The sequence below is a fragment of the Enterococcus sp. DIV0213h genome (genome assembly GCF_051711285.1).
GTDB classification, from domain to species: domain Bacteria; phylum Bacillota; class Bacilli; order Lactobacillales; family Enterococcaceae; genus Enterococcus_D; species Enterococcus_D casseliflavus.
This window is the reverse complement of sequence record NZ_JBIOMH010000001.1, coordinates 3311617-3335259: the sequence shown is the minus strand read 5'-3', so window position 1 is coordinate 3335259 and position 23643 is coordinate 3311617. Positions and strand designations below refer to the sequence as shown.

24 protein-coding genes, 1 pseudogene and 1 other annotated feature are annotated in these 23643 nt (G+C 42.9%); of the genes and pseudogenes, 15 read left to right on the top strand and 10 right to left on the bottom strand.

The window, feature by feature from the left end; translation table 11 throughout:
* Positions 1-5: 5 nt before the first annotated feature.
* Genes IGI77_RS15530 through IGI77_RS15515 form a run of 4 tightly spaced genes read right to left on the bottom strand, consistent with a single transcriptional unit; the run spans position 6 to position 4060 of the window.
* A complete protein-coding gene (locus IGI77_RS15530) occupies positions 6-290 on the bottom strand; it encodes a PTS sugar transporter subunit IIB (protein ID WP_015510443.1) in 285 nt (94 codons plus the stop codon).
* Positions 291-305: 15 nt separating this feature from the next.
* Positions 306-1643: a PTS galactitol transporter subunit IIC gene (locus tag IGI77_RS15525; RefSeq protein ID WP_074536139.1), complete on the bottom strand. Its 1338-nt coding sequence runs from the start codon at positions 1641-1643 to the stop codon at positions 306-308.
* A gap of 15 nt (positions 1644-1658) precedes the next feature.
* Positions 1659-2114, bottom strand: a complete 456-nt coding sequence (locus IGI77_RS15520) for a PTS sugar transporter subunit IIA (protein WP_005233600.1) — start codon at positions 2112-2114, stop codon at positions 1659-1661.
* A gap of 2 nt (positions 2115-2116) precedes the next feature.
* On the bottom strand, positions 2117-4060 hold the full coding sequence (locus tag IGI77_RS15515) for a BglG family transcription antiterminator (RefSeq protein ID WP_438770319.1): 1944 nt from the start codon (positions 4058-4060) through the stop codon (positions 2117-2119).
* 453 nt (positions 4061-4513) lie between these two features.
* Here IGI77_RS15515 and IGI77_RS15510 point away from each other — a divergent pair, with 453 nt between their 5' ends.
* The 6 genes from IGI77_RS15510 (at position 4514) to IGI77_RS15485 (ending at position 9416) form a co-directional block, all read left to right on the top strand.
* Complete coding sequence (locus IGI77_RS15510) at positions 4514-5698, top strand: FtsW/RodA/SpoVE family cell cycle protein (protein ID WP_010749084.1); 1185 nt, start codon at positions 4514-4516, stop codon at positions 5696-5698.
* Between the two features lie 9 nt (positions 5699-5707).
* Positions 5708-6085 (top strand): arsenate reductase family protein, encoded by a 378-nt coding sequence (locus tag IGI77_RS15505; protein WP_010749085.1) that lies wholly within the window; start codon positions 5708-5710, stop codon positions 6083-6085.
* On the top strand, positions 6067-6405 hold the full coding sequence (locus IGI77_RS15500; protein WP_010749086.1) for a glycine cleavage system protein H: 339 nt from the start codon (positions 6067-6069) through the stop codon (positions 6403-6405). Before IGI77_RS15505 ends, IGI77_RS15500 begins: the two co-directional genes overlap by 19 nt.
* A gap of 77 nt (positions 6406-6482) precedes the next feature.
* Positions 6483-6732 (top strand) — a binding site (T-box leader).
* Positions 6733-6803: 71 nt separating this feature from the next.
* A complete protein-coding gene (locus IGI77_RS15495) occupies positions 6804-7838 on the top strand; it encodes a methionine ABC transporter ATP-binding protein (protein ID WP_005227918.1) in 1035 nt (344 codons plus the stop codon).
* The gene (locus tag IGI77_RS15490) at positions 7831-8517 is read left to right on the top strand and encodes a methionine ABC transporter permease (protein ID WP_005227919.1); all 687 of its coding nucleotides are present in this window, start codon (positions 7831-7833) and stop codon (positions 8515-8517) included. Before IGI77_RS15495 ends, IGI77_RS15490 begins: the two co-directional genes overlap by 8 nt.
* A gap of 44 nt (positions 8518-8561) precedes the next feature.
* Positions 8562-9416 (top strand): MetQ/NlpA family ABC transporter substrate-binding protein, encoded by an 855-nt coding sequence (locus tag IGI77_RS15485; RefSeq protein ID WP_010749087.1) that lies wholly within the window; start codon positions 8562-8564, stop codon positions 9414-9416.
* Positions 9417-9454: 38 nt separating this feature from the next.
* Here IGI77_RS15485 and IGI77_RS15480 read toward each other — a convergent pair whose 3' ends face one another.
* The 3 genes from IGI77_RS15480 to IGI77_RS15470 all read right to left on the bottom strand — a co-directional run bounded on the left by IGI77_RS15480 (position 9455) and on the right by IGI77_RS15470 (position 11998).
* Positions 9455-10501 carry a helix-turn-helix domain-containing protein gene (locus IGI77_RS15480; protein WP_438770318.1) on the bottom strand — a complete coding sequence of 349 codons (1047 nt, stop codon included), beginning with the start codon at positions 10499-10501 and terminating at the stop codon, positions 9455-9457.
* A gap of 248 nt (positions 10502-10749) precedes the next feature.
* Complete coding sequence (locus IGI77_RS15475) at positions 10750-11067, bottom strand: DUF960 domain-containing protein (protein WP_005227922.1); 318 nt, start codon at positions 11065-11067, stop codon at positions 10750-10752.
* 316 nt (positions 11068-11383) lie between these two features.
* On the bottom strand, positions 11384-11998 hold the full coding sequence (locus IGI77_RS15470) for a 50S ribosomal protein L25/general stress protein Ctc (protein ID WP_015510436.1): 615 nt from the start codon (positions 11996-11998) through the stop codon (positions 11384-11386).
* A gap of 300 nt (positions 11999-12298) precedes the next feature.
* On the opposite strand from IGI77_RS15470, the gene IGI77_RS15465 reads away from it, so the two are divergent.
* From IGI77_RS15465 to udk, 3 genes are all read left to right on the top strand, one after another.
* Positions 12299-13015, top strand: coding sequence for a 16S rRNA pseudouridine(516) synthase (locus tag IGI77_RS15465; RefSeq protein ID WP_438770317.1), 717 nt, complete (start codon positions 12299-12301; stop codon positions 13013-13015).
* Between the two features lie 14 nt (positions 13016-13029).
* Positions 13030-13713: a YjjG family noncanonical pyrimidine nucleotidase gene (locus IGI77_RS15460; protein ID WP_438770316.1), complete on the top strand. Its 684-nt coding sequence runs from the start codon at positions 13030-13032 to the stop codon at positions 13711-13713.
* An 83-nt stretch (positions 13714-13796) separates the two neighbouring features.
* On the top strand, positions 13797-14420 hold the full coding sequence (udk, locus tag IGI77_RS15455) for a uridine kinase (RefSeq protein WP_005227927.1): 624 nt from the start codon (positions 13797-13799) through the stop codon (positions 14418-14420).
* Between the two features lie 348 nt (positions 14421-14768).
* Here the strand turns inward: udk and IGI77_RS15450 are convergent, their stop codons facing one another.
* From IGI77_RS15450 to IGI77_RS15440, 3 genes are read right to left on the bottom strand one after another with little or no spacing between them, the layout of a single operon-like run.
* Positions 14769-15242 (bottom strand): GNAT family N-acetyltransferase, encoded by a 474-nt coding sequence (locus IGI77_RS15450; RefSeq protein WP_005227930.1) that lies wholly within the window; start codon positions 15240-15242, stop codon positions 14769-14771.
* A gap of 13 nt (positions 15243-15255) precedes the next feature.
* The gene (locus IGI77_RS15445; RefSeq protein WP_438770315.1) at positions 15256-16572 is read right to left on the bottom strand and encodes a sensor histidine kinase; all 1317 of its coding nucleotides are present in this window, start codon (positions 16570-16572) and stop codon (positions 15256-15258) included.
* 3 nt (positions 16573-16575) lie between these two features.
* On the bottom strand, positions 16576-17250 hold the full coding sequence (locus IGI77_RS15440) for a response regulator transcription factor (RefSeq protein WP_438770314.1): 675 nt from the start codon (positions 17248-17250) through the stop codon (positions 16576-16578).
* Positions 17251-17381: 131 nt separating this feature from the next.
* Here IGI77_RS15440 and IGI77_RS15435 point away from each other — a divergent pair, with 131 nt between their 5' ends.
* The 6 genes and pseudogenes from IGI77_RS15435 to IGI77_RS15410 all read left to right on the top strand — a co-directional run bounded on the left by IGI77_RS15435 (position 17382) and on the right by IGI77_RS15410 (position 23594).
* Entirely contained in the window at positions 17382-18104 is a 723-nt protein-coding gene (locus tag IGI77_RS15435; protein ID WP_121260667.1) for a polyphosphate polymerase domain-containing protein, read from the top strand.
* Complete coding sequence (locus IGI77_RS15430) at positions 18094-18771, top strand: DUF4956 domain-containing protein (protein WP_005227945.1); 678 nt, start codon at positions 18094-18096, stop codon at positions 18769-18771. Before IGI77_RS15435 ends, IGI77_RS15430 begins: the two co-directional genes overlap by 11 nt.
* 15 nt (positions 18772-18786) lie before the next feature.
* Positions 18787-20643: pseudogene (locus IGI77_RS15425) on the top strand (carbohydrate-binding domain-containing protein).
* Positions 20644-20813: 170 nt separating this feature from the next.
* On the top strand, positions 20814-22298 hold the full coding sequence (locus tag IGI77_RS15420; RefSeq protein WP_438770313.1) for an ABC transporter permease: 1485 nt from the start codon (positions 20814-20816) through the stop codon (positions 22296-22298).
* Positions 22299-22308: 10 nt separating this feature from the next.
* Positions 22309-22974: an ABC transporter ATP-binding protein gene (locus IGI77_RS15415; RefSeq protein WP_121260673.1), complete on the top strand. Its 666-nt coding sequence runs from the start codon at positions 22309-22311 to the stop codon at positions 22972-22974.
* Positions 22975-23141: 167 nt separating this feature from the next.
* Entirely contained in the window at positions 23142-23594 is a 453-nt protein-coding gene (locus IGI77_RS15410) for a YaiI/YqxD family protein (protein ID WP_015510428.1), read from the top strand.
* Positions 23595-23643 lie beyond the last annotated feature (49 nt).

Sequence of the window (23643 nt, the reverse complement as noted above, 5' to 3'; positions counted from 1 at the left end):
TCTCCTTACTCTTTGATTTTCTTTTCGATTTCCGCGTACATCTCTTCTGTACCAATCCCTGTTAAGAGCGGTAGCCCCATAATTACACGATCTTTGATTGAGTCTGGAACAACCGTTGTACTCACCACGATGTCATAGTTATCAATTTTATTCATCTCATCTGCCACTTTGGATTGATACAGTTTCACTTGATCAGTTAATCCTTTTTCTTTCAGCCATTCTTTTACCTTATTTGTTACAATTGTTGAAGTTGCAACACCTGTACCACACATAATCAGTAATTTTTTCATTATCATTTCCTCCTATTATTTCGATGTTTGTTTCTTGGGACGAATTTTATTTACATAAATCAATCCAAACAAAACAGAGATGCCAATTATGGCTAAACCGCCCCAGCTTAATATTTTGGTTAAGCCGACATAAAGGAATGTGGTCCATAAACCACCTTCAGCCATAGCAGTGATCATAGAGTTTCCTTGTAGATCAAAGTTTGCGGATCGAGCAGCAGTAGTGACAAGCGGTGCTGCCCACGAAGTAATATATAGAATGCTTACCATATAAATCGTTCCAGCAATTACTGTTCGAATGATGTTTCCTCCAAAAACAGCAGCCATCAAGCAAATCAGAAAGGGAATAGTTGCTAAATCACCAAAAGGCAAGGTCGTATTGCCAGGTAGAACTACGGCTAACAAAATAGTGATCGGAACTAAAAGCAATGAGGAAGATAGAACAGCTGGATGACCAACCGATAATGCTGCATCCATACCGATGTAAAGCTCTCTTCCAGGAAACCGTTTTTTGACGAATTCATTTGCAGATTCAGAAATAGGCGTTAGACCTTCCATCAGTAAAGCCACCATTTTGGGCATCAAAACCATCACAGCGCCTGTTTGGACGGCTAATTGGCCGACACCTGCTGTGTCATATCCGGCAAGTATTCCCATGATAAGACCAATCAAAAAGCCCATAACAGTAGAGTCGCCAAAGACACCAAATTTTTTCTGAATGGTTTCTGGATCTGCTTTCCAATCTTTTAGTCCTGGAATACGATCAAAGAGCCAATTCATAGGTAGTGCAAAGATGAATCCTGGTGCGGCGGTACCATGAGGAAAAGTAATATTAGGAAATCCGTAGAACTTATTAATGATCGGACCTAAAATATCTCCCATTAAAAGAATCATCATCAAATAGATGACGGTCGCTGCGATTCCCATTGCAAAATCTCCAGTGAGGGCATAAATCAGAGAAGAGATGAAGGCTGCGTGCCAAATATTCCAAATATCTACATTCAATACTTTAGTCAGCCCTAAAATGATGAGTAGAACATTTAGAACCACACCAATCGGAATCGCAAGACTTCCTAAAATCGTCCCGTAAGAAATTGCCGCTGCGGCAGGCCATCCGACATCAATCGTTGTCAAATTTAATCCTAAACGTTCAACCATATGCTGTGCTGCGGGACCCAAACTGCTGCTTAGAAGGTCAATCACCAAATTCAATCCAACAAACCCAACACCAACAGTTAAGGCTGAAGTAAAGGCTTTGCTAGGTTTTGTCCCCAAAATTATTCCAAAAATAAAAATTAAAATCGGCAAAACAACGATTGAACCTAGATCAACGAACCACTGTAATGCATTTAACATAATTGTTCCTCCTTTTTATTGCAGTCCATTTTTTTCAATAATCGAAAGATACGCTTCTTTAGTCGTTACTGAGGATAGGGCTTCCAAAACCCCGGGTGTTTGAAACATAGAGATAAGATTTTGCAGCATACCCAATTGCTCATGTGGTTCCTTCAGTGCAAGCATGAACAACAGGGATACATCGATTTTCTTTTCTTGTGAACCCATTTCAATAAATGAAAGGGGAGAGGCAAGTGACATAAAAGCGACTTGGGATCGTAAAACAAATTTGCTGTCCGTGTGTGGGATCGCTACCCCAATGCCGTTAATTTTTAAACCTGTAGGAAAGGTTTCTTCTCGCTGTACGATATTTTGATAGAACTGATCATTTACACAATGAGTTTTGATGAGTTCGTCTGCTAATAGTCGAAAAGCTTCCTCTTTGGTTTTAGAATCTTTTTCAAGTAACACGATTTGGTGATCAAAAAACATGATCAATTTCCTCCTCTTAACAATCTTTGATACAGTTCTTCTTGCGTTTGACTATTAACGATCCATTGAATTTCTTCGGCTGAGTTAAACAATCCGTAAATCGAAGCGATCAACTCTTTTGCCTCGATCATGTTTTCTTCAGCAATCGCAAGCAAAACAATTAGTTGGATTTTTGTGTCTCCCCAAGTAATTGGCGCTTCGAGGGTGAGAAAAGCAAGTTTTGTTTCTTTCACTGTATGTGGATCAGCATGTGGAATGGCTACTCCCGTCTTTAAGCCAGTGCTTCCTAGTTCCTCTCGTTCAAATAGAGAATGCTTAAATTTTGTTGTAACAAGCTTTTTTTTCAGATAATCATCTGCTAAAAAATCTAGTACATCTTTTTTTGTTCGAAACTTTTTTTTGACAAAAAGGAAAGTAGGATCTAAATATTTTTGTAATAAAGTCGTTTTCTGGTATTTTTTTGAGTAAAAATTTTTCTCATTCTCATTAAGATTAGATATCTTTGCAGAGATTCTTCCTATTTCTTCGGTAGTAGGAAGCGGCGAAATATAAATAACTGGCGGTGCTGTAATGTCCAATGGAATAGTTGATATGATCAGATCAACAGTCTCAAGAGATGTACTGGCCAGTTTACTTAAAGGAATGATCTCCAATACGGTATCAGCAGCGATCGTCTGTTTGATACGGTTAAAAATCAACTCCGATGTAGCAAAACCTGATTGGCAAACAATTAGTATATGGTTAGTAATTTTTATCTTTTCAAAGGCTAACTGAAAATGGATCGTCAGAAAAGAAACTTCGTCTTCTGTTAATAAGATTTGAAATCGCTCCTCTAAATCTCCAATTGCATATTTGGTCAATGTATACATTGTTGAGTATTGTTTTTTGATACTTTTTATCAGTGGGTTTTTCAATAAAATGCCTGTCTTTGATCGATGGATCATGGGAACGATATGAGCCAATAATGTTTGCAGTAATAATTTATCTTGTGTCAGATCTGCGTTTAACATATGTGACATTTTTTGAATAATTTGTTTCGTACAATTTGTGATAGTAGATTCGTGAGGCTCATCCATTTGTCCAAAAGGTTCGATACCGTGTGCTAATAACAGGGAACATACATATTGAATATCTGTATCACTAAATTGAACAGGTAGTTGCTGTTGGATCATTTCAGAAAAATCAACCGCGATCATATAGAATTTCATTCGTCTAAGTTCGTCAAATACTAGATGCTCTTGTTTTTCAATGTGTTTATCTATAAGAAGTCTTGAAAGAAAAATTCGCAATGAAAGCTTCAAGGATTCAATAGAATAATTATTGACTGGATGGCCGATTGTTTGAGTCATATCTGAGACAAATTTCTTCGTTAAATCGAGTACCTTAGAGTCAAAGAGATTGTTGACCAAAAGATTTTCACTGGCTTTGGCGTCGGTATACTTCTCTAAAAAAGATTTGAATACGTTTTGAGTAGCAGATTCAACTGAGGTTAGTTTGAGTCCGCTTGTAGTCATTTTTGTAGATACGTGATGGAATCGACAGAAAGCAACGATTTCATCAACATCTTTCTTTATTGACTGGTTGCTAATATAAAAATATTCAGAGAATTCCTGATAGTGCATTGGCTTTGCTGAAAACAGATAGTTAGCGAAAATAAAGATTTTACGATAATTAGGTGAAAATAGTTCGAGTTTAGTCTCTTTTTTTGCTAACAATCGATATCCATTCTGTTTCGCTGATTCAGAACCAGATAAAAAGATTCCTTTTCTTGGTACTTTTTTGATAGCTAGTCCCGAATCTTTTAGTTTCTTTTCTAAAGTCGTTAAATTGTTATAAACTGTTTTTTGGGATACATTTAACTGCTTTTGAAAAAAAGAGGCAGGGCGAAACTCCTTTTGTTCTAATAGCAATTGCAACAGTAGCTGTTCTCGATTACTTAAAATCATTGGTTCACCTCCGGAAGCGCTTCCTTAATTGTATTCTAGTGAAATTATATGGTGGCGTAAATAACATTTCATTACCACATTAATGTGGTAAATACGATTGTCGTATATCAATTTATATTTTGTAAAAAGTAGTCATTTGTTGCTATTTATTTGAAACGGAAACTAGGCGGGGATCTATCATGGAGTTAAAGTTGCTTTATTCTGTTACATAGAGCAAAGATTTATCAAAAATAAAAAAGAATACATAGAATAAGGTATTTGATTAATAAGAAGAATGGACGAATTCAGCGATTATTTCGTTGTAATTCTAAACAATTTTGGATTGTTTTTAACCCTCTTTTCCCGAAAATCATTAAAGTTTCTAAATTTTTTGTGAATGCTCATGGACAATCCTTTCTTTTCTCCTCAATTATCACTATAATGGATAAAGATTCTACAGAAGAGAGTGTGGACATGGAAAATTCACGAATAAAAACGAACGATAATCGAATTGACTACGGTGTGATTCTACCCGTATTTTTATTATGTCTGATTGGTTTGGCGTCCCTGTATGTGGCGCTGACACACGATCCGAATAATCCGAATATGCTGCGAATGTTAGGGTTTCAAGCTTTATGGTATGTGTTAGGCGTTGTTGCCGTGATCATTATCATGCAGATCAAATCAAAATGGCTCTGGAAATTGACGCCCTATATTTATGGGGCTGGGCTAGCCGTTATGCTGGCGCTGCTGAAATTTTACAACCGGACGATGGCTGCCTCGACAGGGTCGAAAAACTGGTTTAGTTTTGGTCCCTTTACCTTGCAACCTTCAGAATTGATGAAGATCGCCTATATCATGATGTTGGCGTTAGTCGTCACGCAGCACAATGTCAAGCATCGGGAACGGGATCTGAAAACAGATGGGTTACTGATTGCAAAAATGTTGGCCGTCACGATCCCAGTCCTGATCCTGATCACCTTACAAAATGACTTTGGTACGATGTTGGTCTTTCTAGCGATTTTCGGTGGGGTCTTCTTGATGTCAGGAATCTCATGGCGAATCATCGTGCCAGTGATTGCGGCATTTGTGATTCTCGGCGGTGGAACGATTTTCTTAGTGACTACCGATGTTGGTCGCGAGTTTCTGTACAATACAGGAATCTTTAAAGAATACCAATTCGCCCGTATCGATTCGTGGCTAGATCCTTTTCATGATACCCAAGGGCAATCCTTCCAATTGGCGTATGCTCTGATGGCGATCGCCTCTGGCGGGATGTTCGGGAAAGGATTTAATGTCAGCGATGTGTATGTACCAGTCCGAGAATCCGATATGATTTTTTCGGTGATCGGTGAGAATTTTGGGTTTATTGGCAGCGCGTTTGTCATTTTATTGTATTTTATTTTGATCTATCGAATGATCCGCGTATGTTTCGATACCAACAATGAATTTTATGCCTACTTGGCAACTGGGATCATTATGATGATTCTCTTCCATGTGTTTGAAAACATTGGCGCAAACATCGGTCTCTTACCGTTGACGGGGATTCCACTGCCGTTTATCAGCCAAGGAGGATCTGCCCTATTAAGCAATATGATTGGGATCGGTTTGATTTTATCGATGCGCTATCAAGCTGAGACCGCACCAAAAACACTTTAAGGAGTTCACATGATTACATTTTATTGGTACCCAAAATGCAGTACATGCCGAAATGCGAAGCGTTGGTTAGAAGAGCACGAGATTCCCTTTGAAGCGATCGATATGGTAGCTACACCGCCTCAACCGGAACAATTGCTGGCTTGGATCCAATCAAGCGAAGCACCGTTAACCCGTTTCTTTAACACAAGCGGCATGAAATACCGTGAATTGCAATTAAAAGAAAAAGTGCCGACCATGACTGCCCAAGACGCAGCCGATGTGCTGGCAACCGATGGTATGTTGATCAAGCGCCCACTGCTGGTTAGCGGCGACCGCTTTTTGATTAATGGATTTAAAGAAAATGAATATGAAGGAGTCTTACTAGAATCATGGAAAAGAAATGCTTAAGAAAAAAAGATAATTTGTGGGTTTTGTTTAACGGGAAAGAATATTGTGTCGGTTTAACAAAAGAAGCGCAAGAAGAACTTGGTGCGGTCACGTTTGCTTCGATTCAAAAAGCAGGAACTGCTTTAAAACAAGGAGAGACCCTTGTTGAGCTGGAAGCGGAAAAAGCAGTCAGTGAATTTCCAAGTCCATTGACGGGCGTGATTTCTTCCGTAAATGAAAAAATTGATCAATCGATTGATACCTTAAATGATGAAGACGAAATGAACGCTTGGCTGGTCAGCTTCAAAGAGGTTGACCCAAGTCAATTTGAAGCCTTGTAAGTCAAAGCTGTAAAAACGACTATTTTTTCAAAAAGAATTGACAGTCGGATAAGACGTTGCTATAATTTGCTCAATAAATGAATGCTTTGAAAAGAAGAGTACATGTTCTTAACGTACACAGAGAGCCCTGTTTGGTGCAAATGGGCAACGGAGAGAGGATGGAAGATGGTCTTTGAGCATGATAGGTGAGTGGAAACAAGCCTATCACGGGAGGCACCCGTTACAGTGCAGCAGTATGCGAAGCAATTCAAGTACTGAGCGAGGCTGTTGATGCGAATCGACAGTAAATCAAGGTGGTAACGCGGAAGTTGTGCTTTCGTCCTTTGTAACAGTATAATGTACAGAGGATGAAAGCTTTTTTTGTGTTTAACCAACCAAAGAGGAAAGATGGGAATAACATGGCATTAATCGAATTGTCGCATGTAAAAAAGTCATTCGGCAAAAAGCAAACGGCTGTCCACGCCGTCAATGATGTTTCACTGCAAGTGGAAAAAGGCGATATCTACGGAATCGTCGGTTACTCTGGTGCTGGGAAAAGTACATTAGTACGTTTGTTGAACGGCTTAGAATTGCCGACAGCAGGAGATGTAGTCATTAACGGTCAAAACATTTTGGCATTGAAAAACAAAGAATTGAGAAACTTCCGCAAAAAAATCGGCATGATTTTTCAGCACTTTAATCTCTTATGGTCTCGAACGGTGGCGGAAAACATTGAATTGCCATTGGAGTTGGCTGGCGTTGAAAAAGCAAAACGCCGTCAACGAGCGCAAGAGCTGATTAAATTAGTTGGGTTGGAAGGACGGGAGAATGCCTATCCGGCACAATTGTCTGGCGGACAAAAGCAAAGAGTCGGGATTGCTCGTGCATTAGCGAATGAACCAGAAATTTTGCTGTGTGATGAAGCAACGAGTGCGTTAGATCCACAAACAACAGAAGAAGTGTTGGATCTCTTGCTTTCCATCAATAAAAAATTGCATTTGACAATCGTCCTGATTACCCATGAAATGAACGTCATTCGCAAAATCTGTAATAAGGTCGCGGTGATGGAGCATGGGCAGATCGTGGAAGAAGGGTCAGTACAATCGGTTTTCCGTAACCCACAGCAGGAAGTGACAAAACGTTTTGTTCAGCAAGATTTGGAGCCAGAAGAAGATGCTGAAGAATTACGGCAAGCCTTCCTACGAGAAAATCCGCAAGGGCATTTAGTGACTTTAACATTCACACAAGACAACGCCAATGAACCAGTGATTTCACAAGCAATCCGTCGCTTCCAGATCGATGTCAATGTCGTTTACGGAAAGATCCAACAAACCAATGAGGGATCCTTTGGCGGCTTGACGGTTTTATTGACAGGTGAAGCAAGTGAGATCGAAAAAGCGATCGCCTTTTTCAAAGAGCAGCAAGTAGGCGTGGAGGTGATTGAACGTGGATAAGTCATTTGTAGAAACCTATTTTAATTTTGAAAAGGTCGACTGGGCCAATATGCAGCAAGCAACCCTAGACACCTTGTTTATGACTTTCTTCTCCATGGTTTTAGTGGTTGTGATCGGTTTACTTCTAGGATTGGCGCTTTATTCACTAGGTCGTAAACAAACAGCGGGAGCCAACATTTTCTATAACGTGGTTTCCATCATCAGTAACGCCTTTCGTTCAACGCCATTCATGATTTTGATGGTCTTGATCATTCCGTTTACAACATTATTAGTCGGTTCATTCCTAGGGGCAAAAGCAGCGATCCCAGCATTAGTTTTATCGGCGGCACCGTTTTATGCTCGGATGGTGGAAATTGCTTTTCGTGAAGTCAATCCTGGTGTGATTGAAGCAGCGGAAGCGATGGGTGCTAGTTACTGGGAGATCATCTACAAGATCGTGATTCCCGAAAGTGTTCCAGCATTGATTTCAGGACTGACGGTCACAACGATCTCAATGATTGGTTATACGGCCATGGCAGGCGCGATCGGTGCCGGCGGGCTAGGCGCTTTGGCTTGGCAAGAAGGATTTCAACGTGGAAATTACACTGTTACGCTTGTTGCAACAGTGATTATTTTAATTATCGTTTTCATTATCCAAGGAATCGGCGATTTCCTTGCGAAAGCCACCGATAAACGGTAAATGAAACGAAGAACAAAAAGTGGAAAATATGGGAGGAAATGGATATGAAAAAGATTTTTGGTATTGCAACAACCTTATTGTTAACTGCCGCTTTAGCAGCTTGTGGGACAGGCTCAAATTCAGGAAGCTCTGACTCATCTGCGGCTGAGGGAGAATCAACAAAATTAGTGATCGGTGCATCAGTTACGCCTCATGCGGAAATTTTAGAACAAGCCAAACCTTTACTAGCAGAAGAAGGCATTGATCTTGAAATCAAAACCTTCGATGATTATGTGTTGCCAAACAAAGCATTGGAAAATGGCGATATCGATGCCAATTACTTCCAACACATTCCTTACTTGAACAAACAAATCGCAGACAATGGCTATGATTTTGTCAATGCTGGTGCGATCCATATCGAGCCAATGGGGCTTTACTCAAAACGAATCTCTGATATTTCAGAACTAGAAGATGGTGCAACGGTTCTTACTTCCACTTCTGAATCTGACTGGGGTCGTATCCTAACGATTTTACAAGATGCTGACTTGATCACTTTAAAAGACGGCGTTGATACAGAAACGGCAACCTTTGATGATATTGCTGAAAATCCGAAAAACTTAGAATTTAAACATGACGTCGATCCATCTCTTTTGGCGACTGCTTATCAAAACGACGAAGCAGACCTAATTGCCATCAATGCGAACTTCGCATTCGGGATCGATTTGAACCCAGCGGATGATTCTGTTTTATTAGAAGCGGATAATTCGCCTTATGTCAACGTGATCGCTGTCCGCAGTGGTGACGAAGATAGCGACAAAATCAAGAAATTGATCGAAGTGCTGCATTCAGACGAAATCAAAGACTTTGTGGAAGAACAATGGCAAGGTTCAGTGAAAATCGTTGATGCTGACGCAAAATAATTCACTACCAACTAAATGAACTTCAAAAGAGCGTGTCGCTACTGAAGCGGACGCTCTTTTTTTTGCGGAAAGGCAATGATCGGTTGGAAAAAAGAGAGCTCTTGCCAAATGCATTCATAGAGTAAGGGCAACTCGGGATGCTTTTTTAAGAGTTTTTCGTAATGGGGAAGCTGAGTCAAAAAAGCCTGGACCAAGCGTTGGGAACGTTCAGATAGGCAAGGATTTAGTGGCGGATAGACAAATAAATTGCCTTCCAGTAAGGCGCTCAAAAGATGGGCTTGAAAAATTTTCGACAAAAGCACTTCTAATGGCTGCTGGAGCGGATGCTCCGACAAAATCGGCGTGATGATTCGTCGCAAAAGGAAGGCTTCTTCTGTTGGCACATAAAAAGGCTCCAGTGTTAGCAGCTGTTGCCACAAAAATAAATAGCTGCGTTCACCAACTAAATAAAAACGCGGCACAAAACATGTTGGATAAACTTGCTGAGTAAACGTGGCGGGGGTGTTGGGATAAAAAGCGTTTGCCCGCAACTGATGAATCTGCTTCAGTTCTTGAAACGCTTGATTAGAAGAAAGCGTCGGGCTTGCTAAGAGGGTGAGTCGAAAAATCACATAGCGCAGTTGCCGTTCATTGCCAGTAATCAAAGGAAAACTGCGACGGTCGATCCTTAGATGATAAGGTGCCAAAAAAAAGGAAAAGGACAAAAAGCGCCGATGCAAACTGGAGGGGCTCAGGTAATACCGCTTGTGGAGGTCTGCAAAGGAAATGGTCGGCATTTTTAACAGTAACAAGAGCAACTGATAGTTTGTACTTTTATTAAACAATGCAGCAAGCATTTCTGTATGGGGGAAGTTTTCGCTGGCTAGGGGCTGCTGCAAATCATGAAAGGCACGAATGTGTCCTTGCTGCACATCATAATGGAAGGAAGGGTCCTCGTTTAAACAACTGGACAGTAGCCGACGGATCGTTTTGACGGAAAGATTTTGATCGGCAGCAGCTTTATTCAAAGGAAGGGGATTTTCGCTCAAGAGCATCGTGGACAGACGCAGCATTTGCATAATATCTTTTTCAAGGATATTTTTCAAAACCAGGCACCTCTTTCAGCTGAATTTTGCAACTGTCCTTATTATAAGGGAACTTCACACGTTATTTTAACACACAAAAAATAGTCAATAAAACGTAATAAAAAACGGGGGATTCATTGGTTGCTTCCTCGAACCCTGTATAATATAGAATTAAATGAGAGGAAGGAATCAAAAAAAACCACCTTTTAAAATAAAAAGGGTGGTTTTTTATGTAAGTAACGTTATAAAAAGAGAAACACGAAGCGCTGTTAACGAGTCTCGCTAGGCAATAAAATCGTTTGCCGCTGCCCATCGTCATACACATAGACTTTTTGGGGATAGAGGTCGGAATAACGGTAAGGCAGATCAACGCCGAGTTCGATTTGACTTTGTGCTTGAGAAAAAAGCAGTGTGACACGACCGTGATTGTTTTGGACTTCAAAGGTGAGCAGATTTGTCAACGGAATAAACCCTTTTAAATCGAGATCGATGATTAACCAAATACTATCGATCAGTTCGCCAGGCAGTGTTTGAACAATCCCGCCAGAAGCGTAGCGGCTGCGGTGATCATCAAATGTTTCAAACATAAAAACCCCTCCTTCAAGTAGGCTTGCCAATAACATCAAATTTGTCTATTTATCATAATGAAGAACCGTCAAAAATGCAACTACTTCTGCTTTTCTTTTTGGTCAGCGACGCATTTTAACTATTTTCTTAAAAATTTGATGGGTTGGCTGGACCAAGCTTTCCCATGACGTCTTTTAGTGGAAAATAGTCAGTTGCAGCTCACCAGCCCTTCGTAAGAATGAAAAAGACTCTTAAAGGAAAAGCCCTTCAAGAGTCTTGCATTTCTTAGAAGTGTCTGTTGATTGAAGACGCGATCTTAAGAACGATGTTCTATGATTATTCTTCGTCTTCACCGATAACTGCTGGTTCAGCAGCTTCGCCAGCTTCTTCATCTTCAGTGATTTCTTGTGGTTCAGTAACCGCAACGATTTGTTCTTCTGGATCGGTCACGATCGTGTACTCGTCGTTCTTAGGCAGATCAGCCACTGTTAATGAATCGCCGATCTCTAATGACGTTACATCGATCTCAACACGTTCAGGCAATTTGTCTGGTGTTGCTGATACAACGACTGTATACAAGTTTTGTGCTAGAACACCACCAGCTTTGACACCAGCAGATTCGCCAATTAAGGTTACTTCTGCTTCTACTTCTGTTTCTTCATTCATATCGACAGATAGGAATTCAACGTGGGTTAAATTGCGTGTGAAGGTATCTGATTGATACTCTTTGATCAGTGTATTGACTTTTTTGCCTTCTAAACTGATCGTGATTACGGTATTCAATCCATTTTCACGCAAGATTTTTTCTAATTCTGCTGCATTGACAGCAATCGGTGTGCTTTCTACTTTGTACCCATTGACAATTGCAGGTACTTTTCCTTCGTGGCGCAACTTGTTCCGTAAAGAACGTGGGCGAACTTCTCTTTTCGTAACTTCTAATGATACTGACATAACTCAATTCCTCCTAAAATTTTCTCGTTAATAACGAGATTTTTTAAGCAAATTTTGTTAACTCTGCACATTAAGTGGTACGTGAGTGAAAACACGCAAAAGGGCAGTTGTGTACACAACTGCCCCAGAAAGTTTTGGTTCAACTTTTCTCCACCAGGTCATAACGCTGTGTATGAGAAACTATATTTACTTTACTCTTTAACCTTACGCAAAAAGACAAAGAAAGTCAAATCATTTGAAATCCTGGCAGTTTCCTTTCGCTAGATCCTGAGCTATAATAGCCACTATGGAGAAAAATTTATGCGTTTAGATAAAGTGATCGAGCAACAATTGAATACTTCTCGTAAAGAGATGAAACGGTTGTTTCAGCAAGGAAAAGTCCTCGTGGATCAAAGGATTGAAGGGCGACCTGAGCGCAATGTCGATAGCGCCATCCATCAAATCATGGTTGCGGGTCGTCAGTTGGAGACGCAGGAACGCTATTATATCGTCAACAAGCCCAATGGTGTCGTTACAGCGAATGTTGATCAACAGCACCAGACAGTGATCGATTTGATTGCACCAAAGGACCAGCACCCAGATCTTTATGCCGTCGGTCGATTGGATCGGGACACGGAAGGGTTGGTATTAGTTACGACGAATGGTCAGTTAGGCTATGACTTGCTGCATCCTACGAAAAAGGTGACCAAGCGATATGAAGTGGTGGTCAATGACTTGGTGACTCCTGAAGATGTGGCGGCATTTGCCACAAGGATCACCTTTCATGGTGGTGTCACTTGCAAACCAGCTGCCCTAACGATCATCGATGCCCGAGCGGCTCGTTCCTTTGTTTCGTTAGAAATTGCTGAAGGCAAGTTCCATCAAGTGAAAAAGATGTTTTTAGCCCGAGGGAAAAAAGTCATTCAGCTGAAACGAACAGCGATGGGTTCGCTGGTTCTACCAGATGATTTAGCAGTGGGGAGTTATCGCTCGCTGACGCAAGAAGAATTAAAAGGACTGGCGGCGCATTTCCGCTGAGAAAGAGGGAGAAAATGAAGTATAAAACATTATTATTTGATGTCGATGACACGATCCTCGATTTTCAAGATACCGAAGATCAAGCCTTAAAAGCACTATTTGAAGCTCATGGCTTGGAAATGACCCCAGAGCGCAAACAAAGCTATCAAACGATCAATCATGATTTGTGGCAGCAGTTTGAGCAAGGGAAAATCACGAGAGACCAAGTCATCAATGAGCGTTTCGGTTTGTTTTTTGAAACGCAAGGCATTCAGGTCGATAGTCCATCAGTTGAATTGGCCTATCGGGAATTTCTAAATGAAGGACATAAACTGTTAGACAACAGTGATGAGATCTTAGCGGAGTTGGCGCAGCATTTTGACCTATACGTGGTGACGAACGGGGTTTCTGAAACCCAATATCGCCGCTTGGAAGATGCCAAATTAAAGCCGTATTTCCGTGATATTTTTGTTTCAGAAGATACAGGGTATCAAAAACCAATGAAAGAATATTTTGACTATGTGTTTGCTCGCATACCAAACGTTAAAAAACAAGAAACAGTCATCATTGGCGATTCACTGACTTCAGATATCTTAGGCGGACAACTGGCAGGGATCGATACGATTTGGTTCAATCCAAAGAAAAAAAACAGTGGTGAGATTCAGCCTACTTATGAGATCGAACGTTTGCAGCAATTACTTCCTTTATTGCAGCACTGATTCTACAGAAACAGTAGTAATTTGCCGAATTTTCGCTATAATAGAACCAGTGTGAATTTTTTAAGATGAAAGAGGTTAATTGAATGACGAATGGCAAGCCCATTATTATTGGTGTGACAGGTGGATCAGGTAGTGGAAAAACAAGCGTGAGTCGGGCGATCTTTAATCATTTCCCCAATCATTCTATTATGATGCTTGAACAAGACTCCTACTATAAAGACCAAAGTGATCTGAGCTTTGAAGAACGGTTGAACACCAACTATGACCATCCTTTTGCATTTGATACTGATTTGTTGATCGATCACTTGCAACAGCTGCTTGCATATCAAACGATCGAAAAACCCGTCTATGATTATGTCGCGCATACCCGCAGCGAAGCAACGATCATTCAAGAACCCAAAGAAGTCATTATCTTGGAAGGGATCTTGATTCTAGAAGATGAGCGATTGCGTAATTTAATGGATATTAAACTTTATGTTGATACAGACGATGATATTCGAATCATTCGCCGAATCAAACGTGACATGGAAGAACGTGGCCGGACATTGGATTCTGTGATCGAACAATACTTGACGGTGGTAAAACCGATGTATCATCAATTCATCGAACCGACCAAACGGTATGCCGATGTCATCGTACCAGAAGGCGGCGAAAACCACGTAGCCATCGATTTGATTACGACCAAAGTAGCGACCTTCTTATCCTAAGTTTTTTTATCCATCAATTGGAATGTTTCTATTTGAAAAGTAACAATTGATTCATGAAAAACTGCTGATAGGCACTCTTTCTTGAGAAATGCTTATCAGCAGTTTTAATTTTATAAAAAACAGTAGTATTCCGACTAGTTTTATGGTAAAGTAATCCTCATGCGACGAGTCGAGAAGGTCTAGCATTAGCTGACCAGATTGATAGCAGAGGCACACCGCGTAAGCAACCTACCGGATTTGTAGGGTGTCGGAATATTCCTTTTGTGGAGATAGGGTATTCTACTAGCAATAGTACTGTGAGTGAAGAAAGCTGTGAACATTTTTGTTCACAGCTTTTTTTTTGTTCATTTAGGTGAGAGAACAGCGATAGATGGTGGAAGACTCTCCCCAAGGATGGTAGCCTGTTCCGATCGGTTCAAAAGCAAATTTCTCATAAAAAGTAGAAAGATCCGTACATAGATACAGAGAATCAAAACCAGCTCCAGCAGCACGTTGCTTGGCTGTTTCGATCAAAAGGCGGGCACCGCCTTGGCCACGCCACAAAGGGTCCACATACAAGGCGCAAAGCCAAGGGGTTAAATCCATCCGACTGATGAAGTCGTTGGGGATCAAGCCACCGCAGCCGATGATTTGATAACGTCCGTCTGCTGCGATTTCTTCGTTGACCAGCAGCAGCCATTGCGGCAAAGGATTTGCTGAAAAACTATGGGTCAGGCTATCCTCATAAACCATGAGGGAGTCGGGACCAGCCCACTGTTTTTGGAAGTAACGAATGGCTTCTGCTAAGTAGTCAGGGTGTTCTTTAAGGGTGATGACCTGCATTTGTTTTTCTCCTTTATCCTTCTTTAGGTAAACGAATTTGAAAAATAACCCCTCGTGGCTGCAAATCTTTGACCTGGATTTGTCCCTTGTGCTCTTCAACGATTTGCTTGGCGATCGCTAAGCCTAAACCATAGCCGCCGGTCTCTTTGGAGCGGGAACGATCCTCGCGGTAGAAGCGGTCAAAGATATGGGCTTTTTCTTCATCGGAAATGGCTGGTCCTGTGTTTTTGACCTCGATCAGCCATTGCTTGTTAGAAATCTCCGATAAGAGGGTGATTTTATCACCACTGCTGGTATATTTTAAGGCATTATCTAGGAGGATCACGAGGACTTGATGGATTTTCTTTTGGTCAAAGCAAGCGGTCGTTTTGGCAAAGTTTTCGACAACAAAGTGTTTTTGATCCAATTCGGCAATTTCTTTGAAAGGTTTGACTAAGTCATCGATAAAAGGAGCTAGCTCGATGGTTTCTTTTGTCAAAAGCAATTGATTGGAATCACTGCGGGCGATCGTCAGCAAATCCGCCGTTAATCCAGTCAGTCGCCGAGTTTCCGCTAACGCTTGGGCGATGCTTTCAGATTCTTCAATGATCGTATGATTGGGCTTGGTAAACAGGCGTTCCAGACTGTTTTGAATGATCGTCAATGGTGTGCGCAGCTCATGGGATGCATTTTCGACAAATTCCTGCTGTTTTTTCCAGGAGGCTAAAATGGGGCGCATGTTCAAGCTGGAAAGCAAATAGCTGATCCCGATCGAAAGAATCCAGAAAAAGATCATCGATAAAATCAAAATCGTTTGGAAATTGTTCATCGCATTTTTGATTTGGTTAGTGTTCGCCAAGACTTGGATATAGCCGACACCAGCATCATTTGTTGGTGCTTTGGTGGTGATCGAACGAAACAAAAGGGTCTCTTCTTCCTCTGACAAGGACTGATCCACCACTGAAAAAGATGTGATACTGTCTAAGTGGCTTGTATCTAAAGATAAACTTGCCAGTTGTGAAAAGCGGCCGCCCAAGGTCTGCTTGTTTAATATCTCACCGTCTTCAGACCAGAGAATCAACTGGGTATTGAAGCGATTGGTCCCAGGGATCTTTGGCATGGCACTATCTGGTGGCAATACCTCTAGATTGGATTGCGAAGCGCTGATCTCTGCTTGGATCAAGCGGGTATCTTTGACTGCTTGTTCCAAAGAAATGTCGGTTTGCCGATAAGCCGATTGGTTGAACAATTGGAGGACGATGGTTCCTAAAAGTAAGAAAACCAACGCAAAGGCACTGACATTTAGGAGAAAGGAGTGCAGCCGTTGTCTCTTAGAGCGTTCTTTATTCATAGACTAGGCTCCTTGCATAATATAGCCGACATTTCGCAACGTACGGATCTCTTTGTCGATCCCTGTCTGGCGCAAGTGTTTCCGCAGATTGCTCATATAGACTTCGACGACAGTCAAGGTCGTTTCTGAATCAAATCCCCAGATGCGATCAAAAATCTGTTCCTTAGTCAAAATAATGTTTCTATTTTGTAGAAAATAAAGCAGCAGCTCAAATTCTTTCCCTTGGATCGGCAAAAGCTGCCCTTGGTAACTGACCTCATTGGTGCCAAGGTTGCACAGCAATCCGTTATATTCCAGTGTATTTTCATTGAACAAACCTAAGGAGCGTTTTAGCAACGCTTTGATCCGCATCAATAATTCTTCCCGATAAAAAGGCTTGGTCAAATAATCATCTGCCCCTTTTTGAAAACCAGTCACTTTGTCTTCTAAGCCGTCTTTGGCTGTTAAAATCAGGACGGGTGTTTGGAGTCCTTTTTTTCTTAGGGTAGAAAGCACCTCATAACCGTTCATCTCTGGCATCATCAAGTCGAGAATAATCAAATCATAGATCCCCGTTTCTGCCTCGTATAAGCCTTCGCTGCCATCATAGGCTTGTGTGACGTCACCGATCTCGCTGACGATTTCTTTCATATTATCAGATAATGTTTTGTCATCTTCGATCACTAATAGTTTAATCATGTTCCCACCTCTTTAAGGATAAGAATAGCACGAATAGCATAAAAAATGCTTAAAAAACTGTTTTGCCTTAAGCTGCATTTAAGATAGCTGCCGTAAATTCAGTGCATGGATTTCAAGGGAGGAACATTTTTATGAAATTGAAAAAAGTCTTTCAAAGAAAAGAGACAAAATATTTAATAGCCAAGGAGCAATTTCCTGCATTTCTTGCTGAGCTTCAGCAAAGAATGGCGATCGATGAATATGGGCAGCACACGATTATGTCCTTGTATTACGATACCCACGATTACCGCTTTATTCGTCATTCGATGGACAAACCGAAATACAAAGAAAAATTTCGGGTCCGCAGCTATGGCATACCGACAGAGCAGCAGTTGATTTTTTTAGAGATCAAAAAGAAAGTCAATGGCGTGGTCTACAAACGCCGAATCCCGCTGCCCTATGCTGACTATTGTCGCTGGTTGCAAACAGGGGTCTTGCCGTCAATGGCAGAAGCACCGCAAATCGCTGCAGAGATTCACTGGCTATTTAAGCAAAACCCAGACTTGCTGCCGAAAGTGTTGATTGCCTATGATCGCTTGTCGCTGTTTATTGATGATGATAGTGAATTTCGCGTGACATTCGACCAAAACATTCGCTTTCGCACCTATGATCTTATGTTCGGTTCTGGCAGTGAGGGAGCGCTGGTAGCACCTGAAATCGGGGTGTTGATGGAAGTGAAAGCCCTCGGCGCTTATCCATTATGGTTTGTGGAGCTGTTGAACAAATACAGCGTGCGCAAAGGTAGCTTTTCAAAATATGCCCAAACGTATCAACGGCATTTGTTCAAGAAGGAGGAATGGTTACATGTTATCTAGTCTGTTTTCTGGCGATACGAGCACCTTGGAATGGCGTAGCTTATTGATCTGTATCGCCGCCTCATTGCTTTTAGGAATATTGGTAGCTGCGATCCATATGATCCGCAATGTCTACACAAAAAACTTCGTTATTACCTTGGCGGTCTTACCGATCCTCGTTCAATCCGTGATCATGCTAGTCAACGGCAATCTTGGCACAGGTGTGGCGATCTTAGGCGCCTTCAGTTTGATTCGTTTCCGCTCGGTTCCAGGAGGGTCTAGAGAGATCACCAGCGTCTTTTGGTCGATGGGGATCGGTCTGGCAACTGGGATGGGCTACGTCGGCTATGTCGTGATTTTTTCCATCATCGTGGCGCTTTTCTTGACCCTTTTATACACGGTACCCTTTGGCGATCGACAAGCCACGAGTGAACGAGAACTGAAAGTCACGATTCCAGAAGATTTGGATTATCCGCAACTATTCGATGATCTCTTTGAAAAATATACGCATTCTGCCAAACTGACATCGGTTCGAACGACCACGATGGGGAGCTTATATGAGTTGCGTTATCAGTTGCTGTTAAAAGACCAAGCGCAAGAAAAACAAATCATTGATGAAGTTCGGGTTCGTAATGGCAATTTACCCGTTGTTTTAGGCAAGCTCACCGCTAACCGCGATGAGCTGTAGAAGGAGGAACCTCTTATGAAAAAACTCATTTATCCGCTCTTACTCTCATCGCTGCTCCTAGGCGCTTGTGGGCAAACCGATAGTAGTAGCACGAGCAGCAGCTCCAGTTCTGCAGCGGCTGTTTCAGGTTCTGCCGCAGTGACCAACGTTGCAACGACTCTTGATGATGCTACGGACTATTATGGCAGTTACGAAGAAGAAGACGTGGATGCCTCCTACGATGAGGCGACCGCCACGCAACTTGAATTGAATGACGGCGATACGACGGCTGTTGATGGCGTTGCAGTGGAAGACCAAACGGTGACGATCACGCAAGCTGGTACCTATGTCGTCAGCGGTTCCTTAAGTAATGGTCAACTGGTTGTCAACGTCAATAAAGAAGAAAAAGTCCATCTGATCTTTGCGGGTGTCACGATCACCAATGAAGACGGGGCGGCAGTCGTCATCGAACAAGCAGAAAAAGTCATCACGACCTTAGCCAGTGATACGACAAATACTCTGATAGATGGCAGCAGCTACACCTTGGCGGAAGGTGAGACGGAACCAGATGCCGCTTTTTATAGTAAAGAAGATTTGTCCATCAACGGTGATGGAACGTTGGTGATCACAGGAAATTACAGCAACGGGCTGCGCAGCAAAGATGATTTGGTTTTAGCTGGTGGCACGATTGAGATCACAGCGAAAAACAATGCCATCAAAGGAAAAGATTCCGTGTCGATCTTGGCAGGGAACTACACACTGAACACCACTGAAGGAGATGGCATCCAAGCGAATAATTCGGAAGATGCGGAAAAAGGCTACGTTGCGATCGATGGCGGTACCTTTACGATCCAAAGTGGGCGTGATGGCATCCAAGCAGAAACAAATTTAGGCATCCAATCAGCCGATCTCACAATCAAAACGGCTGACGGGGCACAAAGTCAGTCGCTAGTGACGGATGAAAGCTACAAAGGATTGAAAGCTGGCGGTGTGATGACCATCAGCAGCGGTACCTTTGCGATCGATAGTGCAGATGATAGCCTGCATGCCAACGATACCATCAACATCACAGGTGGTACGATCACTGCCAACAGTGGTGACGACGGCATACATGCGGACAATGAATTGACGATCTCCGATGGGACGATTGCTATCGAAGAATCCTATGAAGGACTAGAAGCAAGTGTGATCACGATTGCTGGTGGTACGACACACGTCGTGGCTAGCGATGACGGGATCAATGCCGGTGGCGGCAGTGATACAGAGGAAACCACTGGCCAATTTGGGCAAGACAGCTTTGGTGGCGGTCCTGTCGGTGGCGATACCGCAGATGACAGCAAACAAATCACAATCACTGGTGGGACGTTGGTGGTCGATGCCGAAGGGGATGGCCTGGACAGTAACGGCAATGTCACTATGAGTGATGGAGTCGTCATCGTAAATGGTCCAACGACCGGTGGCAATGGCGCTTTGGATTATAACGGGACGTTTGAAATCACTGGCGGTGTCTTGTTAGCTGCTGGTACGACCGATATGGCCATGAATGTCAGTGGGGGAAGTCAACAGTCGATCGGGATCAGTTTCGAACAAACCCAAGCAGCAGAGACCCTTGTGACCTTAAAGGATAGTCAAGGACAGACGATCTTGTCCTATGCACCAAGTAAAAGCTACTAACATGTGGTTCTTTCTAGCCCAGATTTGACGGATAGCAGCTATACATTGGTCAGTGGGGGAACGAATGATGCGCAAGCTGTTTCTGGTTATTATGCTGGTGGGACCCTTAGTGATGGGACGGAATTAGGAACGTTGCCCGTCACGGAAACGATCGCCAACTTGACCCAATCAGGAGCGACAGCGACAACCAATCAAATGGGCGGCGGCTTTGGCCGTTAGTTGAAGGTTCCTCGATCATTCCCTGGGGGTCATCAATAAAACGTGCAGATCGCAGAAGACAGCTGCGGTCTGTTCCAACGTTTTGAAAAATCAGGGGAAGATTTAAGTTCAATTTAAGCTAAGGTTCTTATAGTCGAAATACAATAATTTGCCATTCAGGAGGAACAAAGATGAATTTTTTGAAACGAGGGCTCCAAAGTTTATGGGCGAAAAAAGGCCGGAGTCTGCTGCTGATCGCCGTATTTTCTGCAATCTTGATTTTTGTATTGGCGGGTTTGACGATTCGCAGTGCAGCGCTAGTAGCGACTGAAAATGCTCAGAAAAGTGTCGGCGCAACCGTGACGTTGCAAGCCAACCGTGAGCAGGCTTTTCAGCAAAGAAGTTCTTCATCTGACAGCGATGACCAGAGCACACGTCCAGATCCAGGGAGTTTTCAATCGACACCTGTAGCGATCACAGATGCCCAAGCAATCGCTGATTTAGACGGGGTTGCTTCATATAGTTTTGAAGTCAGTACCTCGGCTGATGCCGTCAGCGGGATCGAACCGATCTCTAGCAGTGACTCCTCGACAGAGTCAGAAGCAACCGATAGCAGCGAGTCGGGGCAAATGGGGGGTATGCCAGGAGGTATGCCTGGTGGGAGTATGAGTACAGGTGATTTCCAAATCACTGGCTTATCAACCAGTGCGGCGTATACGACTTTTTCGGAAGGAACAGCGACGATCACGGATGGAGAAGGAATTACTTCTGAGGACGAAGGCACAAACCAAGTCTTGATTGAATCCTCACTAGCTGAAGCGAATGATTTAGCGGTCGGAGATACGTTTTCAATCACTGATGCAGAGGACAATGAAGTAGAAGTGACGGTCAAAGGAATCTATGAAACGAGTGAAGTTGGCAACAGCATGAGCCAAATGTTTAACTTTCTCAACCCAGCCAACACGCTCATTGCCTCTTATACCCTTGCCAATACGTTGAGCGGCAATGAGGACACCATTGATTCAGCAACCTATACCTTGAGTGATCCGTCTGAAATGACGGCATTCGTGGAAGAAGCAGAAGGATTGATCGATACAGAAACCTATAGCATCCAAACCAATGATCAGATGTATCAATCGATGCTGACACCGTTGAATAATGTCGCGAGCTTTGCCAAAAATATTATTGTGTTAGTTGCTGCTGCCGGTATCATTATTTTGACGTTGATCGTGATGATGTCGATTCGGGAACGTCGCTATGAGATTGGCGTATTGCTCTCTTTAGGCGAGTCACGAGCCAAAGTGATCCTACAGTTTTTCACAGAGATTTTTGTCTGTATGGTATTTGCTTTAGGGATCGCGGCCGCTAGCGGTAATCTAGTCGGTAATGCCGTCGGAGAGCAATTATTGGCACAGCAAACCGAAACGACGACGGATCAGGCAGCTGCTGAAAACGCTGGACCTGGAGGCGGAGAAATGCCGCAAATGGGCGGCAACCGTGGCGGTTCTTTCCCATCCTTCACCCAATCAGCAGAAGTGGAGTCCTTAGAGATTACCGTTTCCCCTCAACAAATTGGTCTATTGGCATTACTCGGTCTAGGGATCAGCTTTGGCTCGATCTTACTCTCGTCGGCGGGCATTTTGCGGCTGAACCCGAAAAAAATCTTGGTTTCTTAGGAGGAACGACATGACATTACGAACAGAACAATTAGGCTATTGGTATCAAAGCGAAGCAGAAGCCCTGTTTCGTGGCGTTGACTTGACCTTCGAGCCTGGCAAGATGTATGCGATCTTAGGTTCCAGCGGATCGGGGAAAACGACCTTCCTGTCGCTGATCACAGGCCTAGATACCCCGAAAGAAGGAAAGATTTTCTACAACGAAGAAACGTTAGCAAAAATCGGGCTGCGGGAGTACCGCCGCAAAGATGTGTCCATCGTGTTCCAAGCCTATAATCTATTGCCTTATCTGTCGGCATTGGACAATGTGGTGACAGCGATGGCGATCGCGAAGTCGCAGCAAGCCGATAAAAAGGCCTACGCTTTAGCAAACTTAGCCAAAGTTGGCATCACGGAAGAGCTGGCACTGAAAAAAGTGACCCAATTATCGGGTGGGCAGCAGCAGCGGGTGGCGATCGTTCGCGCATTGTGCTGTGAGCATGAGCTGATCGTAGCGGATGAACCGACTGGAAACTTGGATGAAACGACGTCCAAAGAGATCGTCAAACTGTTTCAAGAAATTGCTCATGAGCAAAAAAAATGTATTATCTTAGTGACCCATGAGCAAGAAGTAGCCAAGGCTTGCGATGTCGTTTATGAGCTAAAAGAGCGAGCCTTTGCTAAAGTTGAAGGATAAGCTTTGCTTAGGGTAGCTGCTAGTTATTAGGGCGGAGGCAGTTGCTCTTCTTGAGGCTTTACATACATCCTCAAGGAAACGGCTGTAAAGTCTGCTTGCATCTTCGCCTTGCTCCTCTTACAATAGAAGTAATTGTAAACGAAGAAACTTGTGAGGGGAGTGTGGAGATGCGACTTTTTATTGACGGCGATGGATCGCCAGTGAAAAACGAAGTGATCGAGCTGGCTCAGCAATATCAGCTGCCGGTGGTGATCGTCACCAGTGTCGATCATTACACGACCAAAGATTATCCTGCCCATGTTCACTTTGTCTATGTCGACAAAGGCTCGGATCGTGCGGATTATGAAATCGTGAAGGAAATAGAGCCGGGTGATTTTCTCGTTACCCAAGATTATGGGTTAGCCTCTTTGGTCTTGCCGAAAAAAGCGCGGGTTTTTCACCATAACGGCACAGAGTATTTGCCAGAAACGATCGATTTTTTACTTGGACAACGCTACTTAGGTGCGCAGATGCGTAAAGCAGGCAAGCGTACAAAAGGACCGAAGCCCTTTACGAAAGAGGATCGGGAAGCCTTCAAACGAATCTTTGAAAACGAATTGCGACAGACCCTTGCAAAATAAGCACCCTCAAGACCCAGCTTCTGCATGAACCACGGGAATTGAAGGTGCT

What these genes read in the sequence shown, in the direction of transcription:
- IGI77_RS15525 (WP_074536139.1), bottom strand. Translation starts at nt 1,643, where the DNA reads ATGTTAAATGCATTACAGTGGTTCGTTGATCTAGGTTCAATCGTTGTT.
- IGI77_RS15520 (WP_005233600.1), bottom strand. Translation starts at nt 2,114, where the DNA reads ATGTTTTTTGATCACCAAATCGTGTTACTTGAAAAAGATTCTAAAACC.
- IGI77_RS15430 (WP_005227945.1), top strand. Translation starts at nt 18,094, where the DNA reads ATGTTATCTAGTCTGTTTTCTGGCGATACGAGCACCTTGGAATGGCGT.
- IGI77_RS15475 (WP_005227922.1), bottom strand. Translation starts at nt 11,067, where the DNA reads ATGTTTGAAACATTTGATGATCACCGCAGCCGCTACGCTTCTGGCGGG.
- IGI77_RS15440 (WP_438770314.1), bottom strand. Translation starts at nt 17,250, where the DNA reads ATGATTAAACTATTAGTGATCGAAGATGACAAAACATTATCTGATAAT.
- IGI77_RS15460 (WP_438770316.1), top strand. Translation starts at nt 13,030, where the DNA reads ATGAAGTATAAAACATTATTATTTGATGTCGATGACACGATCCTCGAT.
- IGI77_RS15505 (WP_010749085.1), top strand. Translation starts at nt 5,708, where the DNA reads ATGATTACATTTTATTGGTACCCAAAATGCAGTACATGCCGAAATGCG.
- IGI77_RS15435 (WP_121260667.1), top strand. Translation starts at nt 17,382, where the DNA reads ATGAAATTGAAAAAAGTCTTTCAAAGAAAAGAGACAAAATATTTAATA.
- IGI77_RS15510 (WP_010749084.1), top strand. Translation starts at nt 4,514, where the DNA reads ATGGAAAATTCACGAATAAAAACGAACGATAATCGAATTGACTACGGT.
- IGI77_RS15445 (WP_438770315.1), bottom strand. Translation starts at nt 16,572, where the DNA reads ATGAATAAAGAACGCTCTAAGAGACAACGGCTGCACTCCTTTCTCCTA.
- IGI77_RS15420 (WP_438770313.1), top strand. Translation starts at nt 20,814, where the DNA reads ATGAATTTTTTGAAACGAGGGCTCCAAAGTTTATGGGCGAAAAAAGGC.
- IGI77_RS15470 (WP_015510436.1), bottom strand. Translation starts at nt 11,998, where the DNA reads ATGTCAGTATCATTAGAAGTTACGAAAAGAGAAGTTCGCCCACGTTCT.
- IGI77_RS15450 (WP_005227930.1), bottom strand. Translation starts at nt 15,242, where the DNA reads ATGCAGGTCATCACCCTTAAAGAACACCCTGACTACTTAGCAGAAGCC.
- IGI77_RS15410 (WP_015510428.1), top strand. Translation starts at nt 23,142, where the DNA reads ATGCGACTTTTTATTGACGGCGATGGATCGCCAGTGAAAAACGAAGTG.
- IGI77_RS15530 (WP_015510443.1), bottom strand. Translation starts at nt 290, where the DNA reads ATGAAAAAATTACTGATTATGTGTGGTACAGGTGTTGCAACTTCAACA.
- udk (WP_005227927.1), top strand. Translation starts at nt 13,797, where the DNA reads ATGACGAATGGCAAGCCCATTATTATTGGTGTGACAGGTGGATCAGGT.
- IGI77_RS15500 (WP_010749086.1), top strand. Translation starts at nt 6,067, where the DNA reads ATGGAAAAGAAATGCTTAAGAAAAAAAGATAATTTGTGGGTTTTGTTT.
- IGI77_RS15495 (WP_005227918.1), top strand. Translation starts at nt 6,804, where the DNA reads ATGGCATTAATCGAATTGTCGCATGTAAAAAAGTCATTCGGCAAAAAG.
- IGI77_RS15515 (WP_438770319.1), bottom strand. Translation starts at nt 4,060, where the DNA reads ATGATTTTAAGTAATCGAGAACAGCTACTGTTGCAATTGCTATTAGAA.
- IGI77_RS15485 (WP_010749087.1), top strand. Translation starts at nt 8,562, where the DNA reads ATGAAAAAGATTTTTGGTATTGCAACAACCTTATTGTTAACTGCCGCT.
- IGI77_RS15415 (WP_121260673.1), top strand. Translation starts at nt 22,309, where the DNA reads ATGACATTACGAACAGAACAATTAGGCTATTGGTATCAAAGCGAAGCA.
- IGI77_RS15465 (WP_438770317.1), top strand. Translation starts at nt 12,299, where the DNA reads ATGCGTTTAGATAAAGTGATCGAGCAACAATTGAATACTTCTCGTAAA.